The 20,294-nt window shown below is 36.9% G+C and carries 11 protein-coding genes; 2 read left to right on the forward strand and 9 right to left on the reverse strand.

The window, feature by feature from the left end:
• The first annotated feature begins 715 nt into the window (after positions 1–715).
• Together FB551_RS22585 and FB551_RS22590 are read left to right on the forward strand one after the other, a co-directional pair.
• Positions 716–3,613 carry a SusC/RagA family TonB-linked outer membrane protein gene (locus FB551_RS22585; RefSeq protein ID WP_142019004.1) on the forward strand — a complete coding sequence of 966 codons (2,898 nt, stop codon included), beginning with the start codon at positions 716–718 and terminating at the stop codon, positions 3,611–3,613.
• A 15-nt stretch (positions 3,614–3,628) separates the two neighbouring features.
• Complete coding sequence (locus FB551_RS22590; protein WP_047435766.1) at positions 3,629–5,524, forward strand: SusD/RagB family nutrient-binding outer membrane lipoprotein; 1,896 nt, start codon at positions 3,629–3,631, stop codon at positions 5,522–5,524.
• A 136-nt stretch (positions 5,525–5,660) separates the two neighbouring features.
• Here the strand turns inward: FB551_RS22590 and FB551_RS22595 are convergent, their stop codons facing one another.
• From FB551_RS22595 to FB551_RS22635, 9 genes are all read right to left on the reverse strand, one after another.
• On the reverse strand, positions 5,661–6,230 hold the full coding sequence (locus tag FB551_RS22595) for a hypothetical protein (protein ID WP_052187150.1): 570 nt from the start codon (positions 6,228–6,230) through the stop codon (positions 5,661–5,663).
• A gap of 7 nt (positions 6,231–6,237) precedes the next feature.
• Positions 6,238–6,771, reverse strand: a complete 534-nt coding sequence (locus FB551_RS22600) for a hypothetical protein (protein WP_142019005.1) — start codon at positions 6,769–6,771, stop codon at positions 6,238–6,240.
• Positions 6,768–9,521: a COG1470 family protein gene (locus FB551_RS22605; protein WP_142019006.1), complete on the reverse strand. Its 2,754-nt coding sequence runs from the start codon at positions 9,519–9,521 to the stop codon at positions 6,768–6,770. The genes FB551_RS22600 and FB551_RS22605 overlap by 4 nt, the downstream gene beginning before the upstream one ends.
• Positions 9,514–10,314, reverse strand: a complete 801-nt coding sequence (locus FB551_RS22610; RefSeq protein WP_142019007.1) for a WxL protein host-binding domain-containing protein — start codon at positions 10,312–10,314, stop codon at positions 9,514–9,516. Before FB551_RS22610 ends, FB551_RS22605 begins: the two co-directional genes overlap by 8 nt.
• A gap of 104 nt (positions 10,315–10,418) precedes the next feature.
• Positions 10,419–10,997 (reverse strand): hypothetical protein, encoded by a 579-nt coding sequence (locus tag FB551_RS22615; RefSeq protein WP_142019008.1) that lies wholly within the window; start codon positions 10,995–10,997, stop codon positions 10,419–10,421.
• A gap of 174 nt (positions 10,998–11,171) precedes the next feature.
• Positions 11,172–13,517, reverse strand: coding sequence for a phosphocholine-specific phospholipase C (locus tag FB551_RS22620; protein ID WP_142019009.1), 2,346 nt, complete (start codon positions 13,515–13,517; stop codon positions 11,172–11,174).
• An 82-nt stretch (positions 13,518–13,599) separates the two neighbouring features.
• On the reverse strand, positions 13,600–15,120 hold the full coding sequence (locus FB551_RS22625) for a SusD/RagB family nutrient-binding outer membrane lipoprotein (RefSeq protein ID WP_226798772.1): 1,521 nt from the start codon (positions 15,118–15,120) through the stop codon (positions 13,600–13,602).
• Positions 15,121–15,140: 20 nt separating this feature from the next.
• Complete coding sequence (locus FB551_RS22630) at positions 15,141–18,281, reverse strand: SusC/RagA family TonB-linked outer membrane protein (protein WP_142019010.1); 3,141 nt, start codon at positions 18,279–18,281, stop codon at positions 15,141–15,143.
• Between the two features lie 329 nt (positions 18,282–18,610).
• Entirely contained in the window at positions 18,611–20,215 is a 1,605-nt protein-coding gene (locus FB551_RS22635; protein ID WP_226798773.1) for an autotransporter assembly complex protein TamA, read from the reverse strand.
• Positions 20,216–20,294 lie beyond the last annotated feature (79 nt).

Below are 20,294 nucleotides of genomic sequence, written 5' to 3' on the forward strand. Positions count from 1 at the left end.
CCAGTTTTTATTTTATTTTTAAAAATCCTTTATCATAACGATAAAGGATTTTTTTTTGCTTTATACCCAGCTCAGGTTTATGGGTAATGGGTAATAAGCAATGAGCAATGAGCAATGAGCAATGAGCAATGAGCAATAAATAATAGATAATAGATAATAGATAATAGATAATAGATAATAGATGTGACGTAGTAAGCAATCATAAATTATCAATTATCATTTACCACTTATTATTTGCAGCTTATTACTATTGTCACATACTCCAATTGTCACTCCGCAGAGTCTCAACAATTAGAATTAACTATATCTATTAAACTTAAGCATATTTCCTTTTTTACTTTTTAAATCCATAAATTGTATATGGGATTCCTGCGGAATGCCTCACTATTTAGGTGATCACTTATTAATAATCATTTATAACGCAACAGTCACTCCATAGTAATTCTAACAAATCCATTATTTCCTTCAACCCATCCCTGCAGAGTATTAAATTTAGACCATAGCCCATCTCACTTTATTTTCACTTAATCATTTAATTATCAAAAGCTTTTCACTCATAGTAATGATTTATGATATTGTGATTAAAAAGATTTGGTTGCTTTTATTAATAGATTTCGCATAAATAATTAGTGATTGTGTATTAATTTAGTAATAATTACGTTTATTTGTTGAAGTATCTTGTGATATTGTTAAATATATACCAAATCTAATTTTTATGAAAAAAACCATTTTTAAGGTTGGACTGCTCCAATCCTTATTCTTTTTCAGTGGATTGTATGCACAAACTGATTCAACTAAAGCGTCAAAAATTGACGAAGTAGTTGTTACAGCTTATGGTGTAAAAAAGGAAAAAAAAGCACTTGGATATTCATTCCAGGATGTGAAAGGACAAACCCTTGTCGACGCTAAAGAAAATAATGTTACCAATGCATTAGTAGGAAAAGTTGCCGGATTACAAGTGATTAAAGCAGGTTTTGGACCAGGTTCTTCCTCCAAGATTAATCTACGGGGTTTTAATTCTTTTACAGGAGATAATCAGCCTCTTATTGTGGTGGATGGAGTTCCGTTAAGTAATAACTTAGGATCAAAGGTTAAGCAGAATGGAAAAGATTCTAATAACGATTTCTGGAATCCGGATCTTGATATGGGAAATGGCTTAAGTGATATTAATCCGGACGACATCGAAAGCCTTTCCGTTTTAAAAGGAGGTGCTGCTTCTGCTCTTTATGGTTCCAGAGGTGGAAACGGTGTTATTTTGATTACAACCAAAACCGGTAAAAGAAGAGGAGGATTAGGAATTACATATTCTACAAGTTTAGGTTTTGAAAATATTTTTATGAAACCTGATTTGCAGCATAGTTTCGCACAAGGAAGTAATGGTTTACCCAATCTACAAGGGGTTGATAACACAACTTCCTGGGGACCCGCCTTTGAAGGATCAAATATGACGGTCCATGATAACTTAAAAAACTTTTTTAAGACAGGAACTACCGCACAGCATACATTGAGCTTTCAGGAAAGCATTGGTGAAGGATCAAGCTTATACACTTCTGCTAATTATTTAAACAGTAATAGCCAGATTCCGAATTCAAAATATGAGAGGTTCAATTTTATGGCAAAAATGAATTCTAATTTTGGGGCTAATAAAAGATGGACTACTGAGATGAAAGCCCAATATATGAGTGTTAAAGGGACAAACAGACCTTCTGCAGGGCAAGGGGATGCTAATTACTACCCAAGAATCCTTCTGATGCCTCAAAATATTGATGTAAGAGATTATCGTGAGGGACAGATGCAAAATGAAGTAATGTCGCGCTGGATAACCTCCAATGGAGTTAATCCTTATTGGACAGCCTATAATGCATTAAACGCTGATAAAAAAGATAGATTTTTATTAAACGGTTATCTTAAATATCAATTTAATAACTGGCTAAGTGCAGATGTAAGGCTAGGGACAGATTTCTATTCTTTAAATAATGATGCAAGGGTTTGGACGGGATCGGGCCGTAATAATTCTTATTCTACCGGTCAGCAAAAGTTTTATGAGAATAATTATATCATAAGTCTTAATGCTAAAAAAGATAATATTGTTGGTAAATGGGGAGGATCGCTTTCTGTTTATGGGCAAATGATGGAAAGCAGGGATAAGGCACTCTATTTTTCCACACAAAATCTTATTCTTGCCAATGTCTTCAGCACTTCTAATACGAGTGATCTTGCTTCTGTTACAACGACTGAAGTTGATATGTGGAAAAAAATTAATTCAGTATTTGCTGCTGCTGAAATTAATTATGACGGATATTGGTTTCTGAATGCTACGGCAAGAAACGATTGGTCTTCTACTTTGAATATTAATAACAGGTCTTATTTTTATTCTTCCGTGAGTACATCATTAGTTTTGACAGATATGCTGAAAAAATTAAATGGTACAACTTTAAATGCCTTAACATTTGCTAAACTTCGCGCGGCTTACGCAGTTACAGGAAATTCTTTACCACCCCAACAGTTATATAATACCTATACCGCTTCCACAGATCCAAGCGGACATATAGTGCTTACAAGAAATAAAATTCTTTTTAATTCAAATCTTCATGCCGAGAAACTTAAAAGTTTTGAAGTCGGGGCAGATATGAAGTTTTTTGACAGAGTATCTCTGGATGTAAGTTATTTTAGTAATAATGCAACAGAGCAGTTGATAGATTTACCAATAAATCCTCTTTCAGGATATGAGAAAAAGAAAATTAATTCAGGAGGGCTGCATAACAAAGGGTTTGAATTTGTATTGAATACGGATATCTTTAAGAAGGAAAGTTTTGTATGGAATGTTAATGTCAACTTTTCAACATTAAAAAGTAACATCGATAAAATTGATGGGATTGTATCAAAATACCCTTTATCAGGTTTTGATAACGTTGCTTTCTTCGCAGAAGTAGGAAAACCCTACGGAGCGATTTATGGAACGAAATTCTTAAGAGTAGAAGATACCAGCAGTCCTCATTATGGAAAGCTTATTGTGGATCAAAACGGATTACCGCGGGCTACTTCTGATCAATATTATCTGGGAGATCAAACCCCAAGAGCTTTGTTTGGCTTTACAAACAGCTTTGTTTATAAAAATATTGGACTTTCATTTTTAATTGACGGAAGAATCGGAGGTAAATTTTTCTCTGCAACACAGGCTGCATTACAAGCGAATGGACTTGCTGCAGACACTGCACCCGGAGGAAAACGTGATAATATGATTTTGGATGCCGTAGTGGAGGGCAATGGCGGTTATACAGCAAATACCAAAGAAATTACTCAACAGGATTATTGGGGAGCTGTAACATCTGGAAACTTAGGAATTACAGAACAAAACATTTATGATGCTACCAATATTCGCTTAAGAAATATTCAGCTGACCTATAATTTCCCTAAAAGTATTTTCCAAAAACTGGCCTTACAGAGTGCTAAAGTAGCTTTTACGGCCAATAACGTATGGATGATCTATAGTAAAGCCAAAGGAATTGATCCGGAATCCGTATTTGCAATTAATTCTAATGCTACAGGATTTGAAAACCTTGCTTTTCCTACTTCAAGATCTTACTTATTTACAATCACTTTAGGCTTTTAATTAACAACTGAAACAATGAAAAAATATATCTTATCATTTTTTACGATTGGTTTACTATGTACTTCATGCAATGATTTTGAAGACATCAATAATAACCCGTTTGCCGTAGACGCTAATAAGGCAGAACCTGAATATTTTTTAAATAACTCAATTCTCGGTGCCCAGCAAGATCCTAATATCGCAGAACGTGTTTTTGTTTTATACTGGAAAACGGCAGCAAGACAGCATTTGACAACCGGAATTGCAGGTGGAACTTACGACGATTCCTGGACTTCCGAGTACTGGAAATACATTTCAGACTGGTTGAATAATGCAAATGCGGCCATTCAGTTGGCTAATGAGAAAAAGGTAGCCGGGCAGGGAAAACCTTATTATGACAATGTCATTCAGATTTCCAGAATCTGGAGAGCTTATTTAATGAGTGAATTTTCGGATAATTTCGGACCTCAACCTATTCAGGCTTTCCAGGGAACGAATCCTACTTTCAATTCTGAAAAAGAAGTGTATTATTTTATTTTGGAAGAATTAAAAGATGCAGTCGCAAAAATGGACACAACCCAAGGCGTACCATCCAATGCAAATGCCTATGATATGGTGTATGGGTTTAACTGGACACAGTGGGTAAAATATGCCAACTCTATGAGGATGAGAATTGCCATGAGAATTGCCGAAGTAGATCCTTCAAAAGCAAAAACAGAATTTGAAGCAGCGGCTAATTCAAATATGTTTATCGCTACAAGTGCAGATAATTTTAAAGTTACTGAAAAACCGGGATGGGATGCGCTGACAGGTGTAATGTCCAGAGAATGGAACTCTCAGATCTTATCAGCAACCCTTAATAATTTATACATTGGCTTGGGAGGAGTAAATTCTACAGACCAGTTACCAGCGGCTCAACATACACAGGTAAAGGCTTCTGATTATATTGGTATAAAATATGATCAACAGTTCACTACAATGACCAACGACCCAAGTGCAGGATACTGGTTGGACGGATTACCCAATAAAATAGATCCGAGAGCCTATAAAACATTCTATATTCCTGGGGATCTTACAAGCCCGGTTTACTCATTATATCCAACTTATACCAATCAGGCAACTACCAATCACGGAGATCTTACGTTTGAAGACAATTCTAAAATAACAGTAAATACCGTAAATACATGGAACGCCTATACCATTGGAAACTGGGGCGTAAAAGGACAGAGAAATGGCTTAAGAAATGTAGTAGGATGTATGCCGGCTTTAGGTAAGCAGTACAGGGAAAGTAAGAATGCAAGAATATTTTTTGCAAGCTGGGAAACCTATTTCCTTTTGGCGGAAGCTGCATTGAAAGGCTGGACCGTTCCAATGAGTGATGAAGCTGCCTATAATAAAGGAATTCAGGAAAGTTTTGTTTATAATGGAGTTTCTCAATTCTATGGTCAATATATTGCTTCAACGGATTATAACCGTGATGGTACTTCTGTTTCTTATAGTCATATTACAGAACCGGGAGCAAGCCATACCATGAAATATAAAGATCCTGTCAACGGAAACTTAGTTTCGGTTGAAATTAAATATCCTGTGAATACCATCTATAAGAATGGATCGGTAAAGAATGATAAACTCACAAAGATTATTACCCAGAAATATATTGCCAATATGCCTTGGTTACCATTAGAATCCTGGAATGATCAGAGAAGACTCGGGCTGCCATTTTTTGAAAACCCAGCCATCGAAACTCCATTGCCAAACCTTCCTAATTTGAGCTCAGGAAACTATATGACGAATTCTATTCAGAATTTTCCTCAGAGATTAAGATATCCAAGTACTTTCAGAAATACGGATCAGCCCGGATATGATAAAGCTGTACAATTACTTGGTGGCACAGATGCTGTACTGACTCCTCTTTGGTGGGCCAAACATTAATTAAGTTTACATACTAAAAAACAATTCTTTTCTGATTTTGAAAAGGATTGTTTTTTTTATACAAATTGACTGAATATCTCTTTAAATGGATTGTTCAATTAATGATGATAAGTAGTATCTGGATTGGCTTTGGAGTTTAATTGGCTGCAATTGTGAAAACTATTTGTGTACTGTATGCCGCCGCAGGAATTGTTACAGAAACGCCGCTAATTTCCAATTGTACATTAATAGCGGAATAATCAACATTGTGGCTCACACCTAACACTCCGGTAAAAGTAATTGTTGAAAGTGTTGCGGAGCCGGTTTGCGGTATTTCTACATAATTCACATTTCCTCCTGAAATTGTTGCAGCGCAGCCTACACAAAGGCCATTGATCTTGGTTGTACCTCCGCTTCTTTTTGCGTAGAGTTTCAAAGCACTATTCCAGGAAGTGGGAACATGCTGCATACTGATTCTGGCGCCGGCACTTGTAAGAAGACTCAGGAAAGATCCTGGTAAATGTCCGGACAAAACTAATTGCGAAGGATTATCATAAGTTCCGGCATAGTTACTTCCTGCCTCTGTAATGGTAGGAACACTGACCGTCCAGCTTGTTCCTGCAATGTTTATGGTTTGCCCTTCAAGATAACTTCCCATTAGTAAAGCAATAATGTATAGATATCTTTTTAAGAACTGTTCTTTGAGAAAAGGGCTTTTTATTTTCATTTTTAATTTATTCTGTGATGGTATAGGTGATGACAATTGCTGTATTGGCCTGAGCCTGTAAGTTGGCATAAGTATTAGTGGCAAGTGAAATGGTGAGCGCGTGGCCGTTATTCGCTCCATTTCCGGTAAATGCTCCTCCGATACCACTAATAATGGTAGTTGGAGTAGTGGTAAGCGTAACCTGTCCTGCAGATGTCCCCAATGTTCCACCTCCGGCTCCGGAAGCTGCAGCGGCCTGAATTCTTATATTGACCCCTGCAATAACCTGATTAACAGATGCCGTAATTCTTTTTGTAAGTCCTCCGGAAGCGATAGCGGATGTATAGTTGATCCACTTTGATGTATTGGGAGTTGGCGCTACCAAAGCATTTCCAGCCTCGGTAGGACGTGTAAAATTTAAGGTTATACTTCCGGTAGGTTCAACATCCATTAATGTTACTACAGGCAATGTTATACTGACAGTAGTACTTGCGGTCTGGGAATAGATTGGGCCGGATACAGCACAAAATACAATTAATAATATGGTACGGATCAGAATCATCTCTTCTTTTTTATTTCATTATATCCTACTTTCAAGGATTCCTGTTGATATTTGATCTCTATCTGCTGTTTAACAACATTGATACTTAATTTTTTTGTTTCCGAAGGTTGTAAAGTAAACAGGAGTTTATCTGTTGTGATTTTATAGCGTTTATCCAGTCCGTTACGGTAAACTTTTACAATCCAGTCTCCCGGGCGGAGATAAGTGAAATCAAAATCTTCTCCTATATAGCATACCTTACGGAAAGTCTGGTCATTATTGGTAGCTTCCACAATGATACTTTCCCTTTTCTTTTTTCCTTTTACAGGTGATAGTTGCCCATAATCTTGTTGATCTTTCTCTCCGGTTTCCAGGAACTTGACATGTCCCTGAACATTGGCTGCTGTTGTTAATCCGAAATTAAAAGTATTCTCCTTATTCACCAATGAAAGACTGGCAGGAAACGTTTGAGTGGGAATATCATTGATTGCTGTAGTGGAGCGGTCTATTTCAAGAAAATAATTACCCGGGATAACATTTTTAAACATATAATTTCCCTCCTTATCCGTAATAGACAGATAACTTCCAAGCATTAATCTTACGCCTTCAGTCTTTTTTATACCCAGATTGCTGACATTTCCCGACAGCGAAATATATTCGGCAGTTTTCTGTACCGGAATGTTAGGACGCCAGGTATACCGCATGGAAAATATAAAATCTTTATCTCCGATTTCTCCTCTCTGCAATGAATATCTTCCGGATAGATCAAGTTCATTTCCGGGAAATAACTGCTGGCGAAAAAGAAGTTCAAACAGATTTCTGTCTCTGAAATATTCCTCTGGCATATAATTGTTCTGATAGAAGATACTTAAACTGGTCTTATCAGAAAACTGACTGAAGATTCTGGCTCCATAATAAAAATTTTTCTGATTCTGAAGCTGATATCTTGAGCTGATGGCATAACTTCCGAAGATGTTAAAAGAGGTTCTGAATTTTTGAAATGAAAGATTGGCAGAATAAAAACTTGAATTACCGCTAAAGCCTGTAAGATAATTATCTGTTTTACCGAATTGTCCATCCATATTTATCTGAAATACTCCTATCTGTTGATTAATACTCACTTTGAAATACCGTTCATAGTAATCAAACTGTTTAGGGTCTAAACGGTCTTTATAGGTTTGATATCCATTATTAAGGATGATGGAGCCGCGAGGGAGATATTTGTACTGTACGCCATATTGAAAATACTTTCTGTAGGGAGCAGCCAGTAACAGTGTATCTCTTTGAAAGTTTTTGGCATCCTGCATGTAATTGGCAAATACGCTGATCTTTTTGGTGATATTATAGTAAATATTACCGTTAAAGGTATTTGTATTGGTAAAATATCCGGCAAAATCTGGGCTGGCTCTCATGTACATCAGGCTTCCGTTCAATTTTTTAAAAATGGCTTCTGCCTGTAATAAATAAGCAGTTCCATCTGTTTTTTGTGTTGTACTGTAGGCAAATTCTCCGGAAAGATTAATATTCTTTGAAACTTTAAATTTCCCTTTAGCATAAGGAAGGTGAGCATCTGAGTCAAGCTTTACATCTCCGAATCTGATCTCTTCATTTCTTGGAGTTTTGTAGAGATAGCCTACTGAAACTTCAGATTCTTTCCTGATTTTAAAGGCCGAATAGAAATTAAATTCATCTTTAATATCTCTGAAAAACCTCGGGTGATTATAGAACCCACCAAAGCTCACTTTATTAAAATCATATCGGATTTCTGCCCCGCGGCCATATCTTGCAAATTCTGTAAGATAAGAAGAAGAGTAGGTTTTGTCACCAAGATGAATATACAGTTTATCACGTTTATAATTCACAAAATATTCTTCATACTGGGTGAATGTATTAAGTTCTATCGGGTTGTGTGTGACAGCCCTGAATTCAATCTGATTTTTATTGTCTTTATCAAGAGTTCCTTTGCCATAAATTTCGCCTTGAAATCCATCATTATAAACGCCCATGTTCTGCATTCCTATGAAAGATAAAGAGAAGGCAACAGGTAATCTGTGATAAATATCGTTTTCAGATGGTTTTACCGAGATTACCTGAGTGGTTGCATAGACGTCCTGACTTTCTTTAGGATAATTCTTCGGGTATACCGAAAGATTTAAGTTTTGAAATTCGTTTTGAGGAAGTTCGGGGTTTGTTACTTTGTGAATAGTAATGATCCTGGATTCATTGGGAGTAAGAACCAGTGACGGTTCATTATCAACAATAGCATTTTTACTTTCAAGAACAATGCTTTCTGTTGTATTACCATTATTTTTTAAAAGAAAAGACGAACGGATCGTTTCTCCTGCTCTTACAAATTCAGGTGTATTTAAAACCGTAACCAAAAGCTTCCTGTTCACTGAAACTGTAATTTTTGCATTTTTTGTAAAAGCTGTTCCAATATTACGATCGGTAATGTTCAGGGTTACAGAATAAGTGCCCTGTCCTGTTTCTGATCCGATACGCAAAGGAACGAGATATACTGATGTCTCGTGAGGAGAAATCTGAAATTCTCCTTTTATTAGAATAGGACTAATCAACGGGCTTGATGTGGTAACTGAAATATCATAGGTCCGGGTTTCAGCCGAATTATTTTCCAATGTGAAGGGAATAGAAGTAGACATTCCCGGCATTAAACTATCTTTTTTACTGATCAATCGGTTGGATTGCTCCTGAGAAAAAATAAATACCGGGAATAGTGATATGATAATAAATAAAGTCCAAGTTCTAATCATTTTTTACTTCTAATTCCACATTGAGTGCAAAAGCATTCTCTTCTTCATCCGTAGCTATGATAGCTGCTTTGTATTTGTCAGGAGGTAGTTTACTGAGATCAATGTAAAATGTTTTGGAGGTGTCTGGTAACAGCCCCATCGTTAAACTTGAATACGTTCCCACCTTTTCACCCGTTTTACGGTTATAGATTTCAATGGAAGCTGTAGGTTTACAGTAAAGATTGCCATTATTGGCTATTGCTATCTTTGCTGTTTGTTTTCCCTCCTGTTTTTCCACTTTTACACTTTCAAATTTAAGGTCCGGTTTGGCCTTTTCTGTTTCAAAATCTGTAATGACCTGAATAGCATACCGTATAATAGAAGTGATACTGACTCCCGGTTTATTATCACTGGGTTTTATCTCTTCTACCGGTTCTACAATGATCACACTCCAGTAGCTTCCCGGTTCCATTGCCTGATCGGGAACTGTTATTTCATACAATATCTCGGTCTTTTCCTTGCCTTTAAGGGTAACAAGATTGGTATTGAGCTTTAACCATTCTCCGTTACTGCGTTTATTGGTACGTAAAGCTGTATAATTGATGGTTCCATCTGCGTGATAGGTATAATCCTGTAAAAATATTTTTACACTCTGAGGATTGCTGCCTGTGTTTTCAATAGCAACTTTTCCTTTATACACCTTTCCGTTTTCAATTTTATAAGAATGCGTAAGCCCGTTGATAATCACAATACCGGCATGTAAAAAGCTGAACTGCAAAATCAGGGTGATCAAAATAAGGATACGCTTTATCATGATGTAAAGTTTGGAGTTAAATTATGAATAATACAAAGCCAGGAAGAAACTGAATAACAGCTTCTTCTTGTTTTTGAAAGGCAAAATTGAATTTTAATTAAATTCTAATTATCTGATATTGTATAAGTAACGGTAGCAACAACAGTAGCTGTTGCCTGTAAATCTGCATAAGCTGCTACACCTCCAGGACCGCTTCCTGCAGCGAGTGCATAGGTGAGATTGTGACCGTTATTAGCTCCATTTCCTGTATAAGCACTTCCAATACCAGAAATAATAGTCTGGTCAGTACCGGTTAAGGTAAGCAGACCTGCAGAAGTTCCTAATGTACCTGCTCCTGCTCCGGTGGCAGCAGCAGCCGTTACATGAAGATCTACTCCAGGAATGATAGCGTTCATTTTTACGCTTACGTTACGGGAAGGATCTGCCACAGATTTAATAGAAGAATAATTAAGCCACAAAGTAGTGTTGGCCGCAGCTGGAAGAATAGGATTTCCCGCTTCAGTAGGAGCTGTAAATCCAAGAGTGATATTTTTTGTTGCTGCTGGTTCAATATCTACCAATGCGACTTCGGGAATAGAAATGGTAACCGTATGGTTATCTGTAGCAAGGTCTTGTGCACTCAGATTCCCAGATAAAGCAAATGCAAATAAAGATGCTGCAATAGTTAAATTTAGTTTTTTCATGACATTGTAATTAGTTACATGAAGATAATAAAATTCAGCTTATGGTGATAAAAATATACCACATTTTTTATTTAAGTGTTTATTTATCATATGTAATGCATTATAATTATGAAATAACTCAAAAAAAATCCTGCACAATTTCGTACAGGATTTTATCGGTATTATAAAGGTTTTTTACGCCCAATGCGGATCGGAAACAGAGACTTTTCCGGTTTCTATACGTCCGGCAAAGTGCCACAAATGCTCGTTTGATGTTATTTTCAGATCATACCACCCTTTAAATTTATCAAGATCGATCATTATTTTTTCCTCTGATTTTTGTACAGAAATTGTTTTCTTATTTTTTGTGTACAAATCTTCCAGACTGATGGTGAAATTTTTCTTTTTGTCACTTCTTATAGTCAGCTCCACTTGGTTTTTTGCGCTCACATTCACCAAAATTATCTCTATTTCCGGTGAAATACTTCCCTGGAATTTCCTGAAAAAGCCATTGGGACCGAAAATTTCATAATCATAGGCTCCGGAATGTACAGCATGGGATAAACTTTGCATGGAATATAAAGCATATGAAAAGTGATAATTATTACTGTTAAATTGCGTCCTGTCATAAACAAGCAAAGGAACTCCATTCTCTTTGAGATTCGTCATTTTGATCTGCCCGCCTTCTAAATTGACATGGAAGTGATACGGCAGCGGATTGGATGGCTTCAGACCTCTTTCCTGAATGTCAAGTAAGCTGTCTTTAAGCTCATCTTCAGAATACCATTTCAGATCAGGAACAGGCTTATTTCTGGCGGCATTGATGGTTTTAGCATAATCTTTCTGATTCAGATAATTCATCTGTGGAGCTTTTACACCGGAAGAGTTGAAAGCAGAGGTAAGATCTCCGCATATTGCTCTTCTCCAGTCACTGATATTGTCAATATGTACATTCTTCTTGAATTTTTTCATAATAAACTTCTCCAGAAACTGCAGTACAGAAGTGTGATCTGATACTTCGGAATTGACGAAGCCTCCTTTTGTCCATGGCGATGCGATAATCATCGGTACTCTATATCCTAATCCTACGGTTCCTTCAACTTTTTCATAATTTTTTAAAGAAGGATTACTCATATATTCCTGAGATTGATCTACATATTCCACCCCTTCTTTTCCGTTCATATCAACAGGCTGGCTTGGATTCACAGGTGGTGCGAAAGGCAGTACGTGGTCAAAATACCCGTCGTTTTCATCGTAATTGATGATGAAAATTGTTTTTTTCCAGGTTTCAGGATCTTGGGTCAGAATATTCAAAACTTCTGAAATATACCATGCTCCGTACCAAGGTGATCCCGGATGGTCTGAGAAATGTTCAGGAGCTACCAGCCATGAAACCAATGGAAGCTTTTTTTCTTCTACATCTTTACGGAACTGAAATAATACATCTCCTTCCGGCACAACCAGTCTTTCTCCGTTTTCATCTTTTCCGATCTCCAGTTTCCAGTAATCCGGATCGTTGGAATTGGTCGTAAAAGCTTTTTCGTGAAGGTTTTTCTCCTCTTTTGAAAGTTTGGAATAATTATCAGGATGGTATTTCACCTGATCTTCCTGTACCTCCGCCAGCATGGCTTCAAGTCTTTCTTTCTGTTTAGGATTTTTTTCAATTTCCTGCTTCAGATAAGCGATGATGTTGGGAATATTCTGATAATATCCTTTTGAAAATTTAACGTTGAATCTTGAAAACCATTCAATCGGGTTATCTGTAAAATTACTTAGCCAGGCTTCCTGCTCTCCGGACATTCCCTTTGGAAGGCTGATTTCGTTCTGATAAATTCTCCACGAAACATTCTGCTGTTCTAAGATTTCCGGGAAGCTTTTCCATTTTGCCTGTCTTGCTTTGTCATAGTCAATGTTTTCATTCACAACATTGGCTTTTACCTTTCCGTTTTGCTGTTCTCTCAAGGTTCCGGACCAAAGAAACAACCTGTTGGGAGTTGTTCCGGTAAGAGAAGAGCTGAAATACTGGTCGAATATCGTGAATGCATCGGCCAGCTGATAATAAAACGGAAGATCTTCACGGTTATAATAGCCTAATGTCAATGGGATATTCTTATAATCTTTATTACCTGAGGCTTTCGCCTGAAGCCATTGGTCAAATTTTCCTTTGTTCAATGCTTTTTGCTGATCAGCCCAGGAATGTGGAAGCGAGCTCATCCAGGTAGATTTTGTGTTTCTTAAATCCAGCCGGGCGGGAGATGCATATTTTCCGTCGTCATTTTTTTGAAAGAAAACAGAATGTCCATCCTGTTTTACAAAAGCTCTTTTATCCAAAAAGCCTCTTACTCCTTTAAGCGCACCAAAAGCGTGATCAAATGAACGGTTCTCCTGCATCAGGATGACAACATGCTCTGCATCATAAAATGTAGACTGAGCAGCCGGATCAATGGCTAAAGCTTTTAAAATAGAAGGATGCAGAACACCTGAAGTTCCTAATCCTGCTAATAAAAGACTTGATTTCTCTAAAAATTCTCTTCTGTTCATGTTCAATCGTAATAAGAAAGAAACCGCAAGTTAATAGGATTTTCCTGCGATTTCTTTGTTTTATATAAAAATAATCAGATTTTTATTGTAACCACCAGGGTTTGGAGTTGATATTATCATTTCCTCCATACTGAGCGGTTAAAGCAGCTTTTAAATTATTGCTGTTGTAATTATACTCAGACTGTGGATATCTGAATCTGAAAGGTGCTGCAACTCCTGCCTTTAAAGGATAATTTGGAAAGCCTGTTCTTAAATAATCAAAGTAAGAAGTCCATTGTGCCTGATGGAACATCGTCATGTATTTTTGAGTCATGATCTTCTCCAGTTGTGTTTGTAGTGGATCCGCATTATTATAAACGACTAAAGGAGTAGCCAGATATTGATTCACATCAAAGCCTGAGAAATATTGTCCCGGATTTTTTACATAGGTCTGATAAAAATTGAAACTCGCTTTAATGGCATTGTCATAATGAGTCTTTGCAGATCCCGAAATCCAGCCTCTTGCCGCAGCTTCAGCCAGAATAAACTCAAGTTCTGAGTAACTCAATACAGAAGAAGGTTCATTGGTAGGATCTTTATAAAAACGGTCGTTTACTTTAGAAATGTTTTTTGCCGTAATCAGTGCTGCATTATCAGAATAAGGGGAAGTAGGATTTCCGCCGTTATATCCAGTGTAATCTGTAATTGCTTTTCCGGCTTCTTTAGCTCCGGTAGTTTGTGCTGCAAAGGTGAACAAACGCGGGTCATGTCTGTCTTTGAACATATTAATAAAATAATCTGCCATGTACAAACTTGAACCATATCCACTGTTGTTAAACATAGTGTATCTGCTGTCAGCAGCATCCGCAAACTTAAGTTCACCATTATCTGCAATGGAAGTCATGAGAGACTGACTTCCTGCAATAGAAGCAAATTCTGCAGCGATATTATAACTTCCTATGGTTGTTTTTTTAGATAAAGTGATCAGAATTTTCAGACGGAATGAATTGATCAGTTTTTTCCACTTTAAAGCATCGCCGTTGTAGACAATATCTCCTTCAATTTTATCATTGGTATTAATAAGATCATTGGCTTCCTTTAATTCTGATAAAATTCCGGACATGATTGCTTCCTGGGTATCATATTTAGGCTGAGTAATTCCTGATTCACCTTTAGCTGCTTCAGAATAGGGAGCACTCCCTACTTTTAAGCTGATATTGAAAAAATGATAAGCTCTTAAAAACTTTCCAATGGCCAGATAATTTTTATTTCCTCTTTTTTCCGCCTCCTGCATCATTTTTCCGGTATTCAGGAGCTCTCTTGTATATACTTCAAATGAGGTATCATTCCATTTCATATACTGGTATGAATTCTCGCCATCGGTACCAATCATCATCCTTGAAGCGTACATATTATCTCCATTGACTTGGAAAGTATACTTTTCTACGTAGGTCAAAAGATATTTGGGGTCAATGCTGGCCTGGTCATTCGGGTTTTCATTGATAGTATCAAGGTTGGATTCACATGATGCTAATGTCAGAAGTCCGGCTGTAAATATAGATTTCATCATCCATATTGCGGTTTTACCTTTTTGCCCTTTCACTTTGTTTATATTATTTTTCATTGTCTAGACGTACTTTTTAGTTAAAACTTAAGATTAAATCCGATTCCAAACCATCTGCTGGATGGATCCTGAATGTCATTCTCTGTTTTTGCCTGAAAATCAGGGTCAGAATATAAGTTCTTTGATTTTTTCCACATTGCCAGATTATAAGCAGAAATATTAGCAGTGAAACCTTTTACCATTCCTTTAGGATTCAATAATGAAGAGAAGTCATATTCTAATACTACAGATCTAAGTTTGACGAAAGTTCTGTCGAAAACGTTCGCAAACTCTTCGCTTTCATCCTGCGTTACTCTTGCACGGTATGGATAATTTTGTGCCCAGTCCTGATAGCTGATTGCTTTGGTGTGTGGTGTATAAAGCCCGGTTGCCGGATTGTAATTAACCCCATCCGGTACAAAATAGTACGTTCCCGGATTCGCATATTCAAGATCTCTGTACGCTACAGAATTAGGATGTTTTCCTCCCCACCACATTTTTTCCACAACCTGCGACCTCATCACGCCTCCGATACTTCCATCGATTCCGATGTTTAAAGTGAATTTTTTATATTTAAAAGTGTTGTTGAAACCGAAAGTCCAGTCAGGATTGAAATGTCCCAGGTTACTTGGGTTATTAGCTCTTGTCGGCATTCCTGTATTAGCATCAAGAATTACTTTTCCATCCGGAGACTTTTGCCATGTATAATCATAATAGCTGTCCATTCTTTCTCCTAACTTAATATTCTTGTAGTTCGGCATATTATCATAAATGGAAGTCAGCTTTTGTTCATAAGTACTCCAGTTGATCAAGGTTTTCCAACTGAAATCAGCAGTTTTTACCGGAACTAAACCAAGGGAAACTTCAAATCCTTTCGTAGTATATTCATTTCCGTTTACATATTGTGAGGTAAACCCTGATGATTCAGCAGCCGGGAACTGAAGAATATTATTATAATCTAATGTTCTGAAATAGGTGGCATCGAAGGTAATTCTGTTATTCAGGAAACCTGCGCTTAACCCTAATTCATAAGATTTTGTCTGTTCCGGTTTCAAAGAATTTTCTACGTTCAGAGTGGTTGGGTAATAATACGTAGGATTTCCGTTGAATGTGATTCCCTCATTGTTCAGATAATAGTTTCTGATGGAATATGGCTGGAAATCATAAGCTACTTTTGCCCATGATGCGGAAAGTTTCAGCATGTTGATAGATTCCGGTAGTTTTACCAGATTTGAAATAACCGCACTGATGGAAGCAGAAGGATAGAAGTAAGATCTGTTGGCTTTAGGAAGAGTGGAAGACCAGTCATTACGTCCGGAAATATTGATGAAGAAAGCATTATACACTCCGATATCAATGGTTGAATAAGCACTGTAAATTAACTTTTCCTTTAAATAGGTATAATTTTTAAGCGCTCCGATAGAGTTTTCGAATGTGTATACTTCAGGAATCTTTAATCCGTCTGTAGACCTTTCATTGTTGTTGTTTTTATAATAGAAAGCAGAACCTCCGGCATTGATTGTAAAATCAAAGTTTTCAGATATTTTTTTCTTATAAGTTGCCAGAACATCATAGTTGAGATTCCATGTTTTATTATCTTTCAGAATATAACCACCACTTCTTGGTGCGCTGTAGTTGAAATAAGAGTAAGGACTCAATACTTCCGTTTTGCTGTGATTTTCAACCAGGGAAATTTTTCCTTTTACAGAAAGGTCCTGTGTTGCTTTATATTCTAACCCTGTCTGGGCATTGATAATATTGGTTCTGTTCTGATTTTTGTAATATTCCGCTCCAAACCATGGATTGTTGTACCATGCATAGTTCCAGTTGGCCTGTGCTCTTCCTTCTTTTCCGGGAATCCACATATGGTTTTTCAATGCTTTTCCGTCTACATCGCCTCCCATCCAGATCAGGATGGTGTACATATGTCCGCTTGGATTATAATCGTAATTAGGAATATTAGGAGTAAAAGCCTGGTTGAAGTTGAATTTTGTATCAAATATTAATTTTTCACCTAGATGATTTTCAGAAGAGAAATTGATTCCATATTTCTGAAGATAGGAATTGGGAACTCTGTCATCATAATTCATGAAGTTCCCGGAGAATCTGTAGATGTCTTTGTTGTTTCTATAGCTGATCGCAAAATTATTATTGTTGATCACCGCAGGCTTTAGGAAAGTGCTTAAGTTATCATGGTATTTCCAGTCGATCGGAACTCTTTCATACCTTGATTTATCATCATACTGAGTTCCTGTCACAGCTCCGTACCACGGAACAACCTGTCCTGTTACTTTATCTCTGATAGGGCTGTTCCACTGGGCAATCTGTAGCCCGGGAACAAATTTTGGGCCCCAGATCATATCTCCGTCATTCACCCCGCCATCGGCTCCGTCCCAGAATTCGTATTTTCCATGGGACCCGTTTCCATATTCAGTCTGGGTTTTTGGAAGATTGGTAAATCCTCCCGTAATCATGGTGTTTTGTGAAAACTCTACGGAGAATCCTTTTTTCTTAGCATTTTTTGTGGTGATTAAAACAGCTCCGTAACGACCTCTTGAACCGTATAGCGCAGAAGCGGTAGCTCCTTTCAGGACGTTGATGTTTTCAATATTGTTAGGATCTAAATTCTGGAAAACTTCTTTTTCTACAATCACACCATCAATCACAAAAACCAGATTGGAATTTCCTCTCAATGTAAATTGCGGAGCCTGCTGCATTCCCGTTGGATTGGAAACATTCAGTCCGGCTACCTGTCCGGAAAATAGATTCCCGATACTTGGCGTAGTAATGGTTTCAAACTGTTTCGTTCCCACTTCCTGAGTGGAATAACCAATCTTTTCTTTCTTCTTGGCAATACCTAACGCGGTAATAACAACGCCTTCAATCAGCTTTTCGCTTGGTTTTTTTAAAATAACGGCATACTGTTTTTTGGAAGAAACCTCAACGGTATAAACAGAAAAATCAGGAGCAAAAAATTCAAGAATGTCTTTGGGGTTTGCAGAAATAGTGAAATTACCATTTTCATCTGTAGTAGCAGTCTTTCCTGTGTTTTTGTCGGTGATATTTACACCGGAAACACTAGAACCGTTTTCTGATTTTACATTTCCTGAAATATTGATTTCCTGTGCAGAAAAACAAAGAGGAAGTAAAAAAACGGCAAAAGTGGCTAGAGTTTTCTTCATTTTTTTGAAGGCAAATTTAGCAGTGCACTGTTACCTGTACTTTAATGATGTATTAAAATAAAAATACGATTTAATATTTTTTAACATGAAGAATTAATAAATAAGTAAAATGGAAAATATCCTTTGTTTAGGGACTTTTGCTTTATTATATAGATATTAATATAAGTAGGGATGCTGAGAGAGGGAAGTTGGAAGTTATTGAGTCTTATCAACTTCCTGAAATCCTCAGTAATAAATTTTTGAAAAAAAACTTTTCTATAAAAACAACAGGATAGTAAAACTGTGACTTCGAGAACTTCCAGCCTCCAGCTTCCCTCTTCCTTTCTTTTTTAAAACCTGCTCAGAATTCCCCAGTGAATTTTGATATCATTAAATTTAAAAGGATTTCCAAACTCATTACCATTAGACAGCTGGAAACTCATCAGACCAATAGGAATAAAGAAATTGAAACCGAGTCCGACACTATAGAGTTTAGGTTTTACATTTAAAGATTTATTATTGAGCTGGCCATATTGTCCAAAGACGTCAAAGAATGCCTGATTACCGATCAGATACCGGTATTCCAGACTACCATAATAATAAAAGTCGGCGGCAAGAGAGTTTTCATTGAATCCCCGCATGGAATTCCAACCTCCAAAACGATATAATTCATTGGCGGAAAACTCTATTTTGGAATCCATCATGGCACCTTCCGCTTTAATGTTCAGAAAATGATTTCCTGAAATATGATAATTATGTTCACCAAAGAAATAAAACTGATTCTGATTGGCTTTAATATTATCTTTAGAATAGGTGGTTGTTAAGAAGTCATATCCGGCATTGATCCTTGTTTTGTAAAGGAAAAGGTCAATATCTGTGGGTTCTGTCATTTCATACCATATCCCGATCCCTTTTTTGTTGTAATCTTTTCCCTGAACGTATAGGGTGTCAATAATAGTAGAGGTTTCGAGAGTCGCTCTCAAACCGATTTTATTTCGGTTATTGATATGGTAATAAAAGGCCGGAAGGAATTTCACGTTGGCAAATGTTGAGTCCTGTCTGTAGATATTTACTTTCGTATCCATCCCGATATTCGATTTGAACAGGTATGGAATATCCACCCTAAGATCGAAATTCTGCCCTTTATCCGGGTTTCTCTGCCAGTATAAATTGACGGTTTCAAAACCATTGAACATATTCCTGAAATTGACATTCATGGTTCCGTTTAAGGTAAACTTGGAGCTTTTGTCATTTCCAAAACCAATCACTCCATCGAAGGTATTCGTCTTTTTCTTTTCCAGGAACAGGTAAATACTGGTAGAGTCTTTCGTAAATAAAGTTTGCGGCTGCCGTTCAAGTGTCAGGAAAGGATGGCTCTGGAAGGTTTTGTTGATGGCTAAAAGATTTTTGTCATCATAGTTTTTACCTTTAAACTCCTTTTCCAGGTTTTTGATAAATCTTTTGGGAACTTTTTCGTATCCTTTTACCACAAAGCCGTTGATCGTTCTTTTATCATTCTTGTTGATGTCGAGTTCTACAATGGGATAACCGTTTTTCTGCCCTTTATATTTTGATTTGATTCTGCTGAAAGAATACCCTTCATCAATATAAGTTTTGTTGATGCTTTTCTTGGTAGAGTCTAAATTTTTAGTGAAAAAATCTTTCTGAATCTTTAATTTCTGAACCAGAGAATCCGTAAGGTTGACATACGTTTCATTGAAATTTTTTCCTTTATCGTAGAAAATTTCCGTGCTGTCCCCTTTTACCTTTACGTTTTTCAGCTGGGTGAAAAAATAATTACTTTGGGCTAAGGAATCAAGAAACTTCACGGCAGAAGTGGAATCCTTTACCTTTTTTCTGACTTTGGTTTCCGTGTCAATCAGCCAATACTGCTTCTTCTGCGCTTGTGTAAAAACGCAGAACAGTACAAAAAATATTTTCAGAAACAGTTTCAATCCCAAATATATCTACACCATAGGTAGTGATGAAATTAAGCGTAGTTAAGATAAAACTTAAGGCGAAGCTTATCTTAAT

This window comes from Chryseobacterium aquifrigidense, from assembly GCF_006716485.1.
In the GTDB taxonomy this organism is placed as follows: Bacteria; Bacteroidota; Bacteroidia; order Flavobacteriales; family Weeksellaceae; genus Chryseobacterium; species Chryseobacterium vietnamense.

Excerpts from the sequence above, each read along its gene's own strand:
- FB551_RS22585 (WP_142019004.1), top strand. The coding sequence starts at position 716 with ATGAAAAAAACCATTTTTAAGGTTGGACTGCTCCAATCCTTATTCTTT.
- FB551_RS22590 (WP_047435766.1), top strand. The coding sequence starts at position 3,629 with ATGAAAAAATATATCTTATCATTTTTTACGATTGGTTTACTATGTACT.
- FB551_RS22595 (WP_052187150.1), bottom strand. The coding sequence starts at position 6,230 with ATGAAAATAAAAAGCCCTTTTCTCAAAGAACAGTTCTTAAAAAGATAT.
- FB551_RS22600 (WP_142019005.1), bottom strand. The coding sequence starts at position 6,771 with ATGATTCTGATCCGTACCATATTATTAATTGTATTTTGTGCTGTATCC.
- FB551_RS22605 (WP_142019006.1), bottom strand. The coding sequence starts at position 9,521 with ATGATTAGAACTTGGACTTTATTTATTATCATATCACTATTCCCGGTA.
- FB551_RS22610 (WP_142019007.1), bottom strand. The coding sequence starts at position 10,314 with ATGATAAAGCGTATCCTTATTTTGATCACCCTGATTTTGCAGTTCAGC.
- FB551_RS22615 (WP_142019008.1), bottom strand. The coding sequence starts at position 10,997 with ATGAAAAAACTAAATTTAACTATTGCAGCATCTTTATTTGCATTTGCT.
- FB551_RS22620 (WP_142019009.1), bottom strand. The coding sequence starts at position 13,517 with ATGAACAGAAGAGAATTTTTAGAGAAATCAAGTCTTTTATTAGCAGGA.
- FB551_RS22625 (WP_226798772.1), bottom strand. The coding sequence starts at position 15,120 with ATGAAAAATAATATAAACAAAGTGAAAGGGCAAAAAGGTAAAACCGCA.
- FB551_RS22630 (WP_142019010.1), bottom strand. The coding sequence starts at position 18,281 with ATGAAGAAAACTCTAGCCACTTTTGCCGTTTTTTTACTTCCTCTTTGT.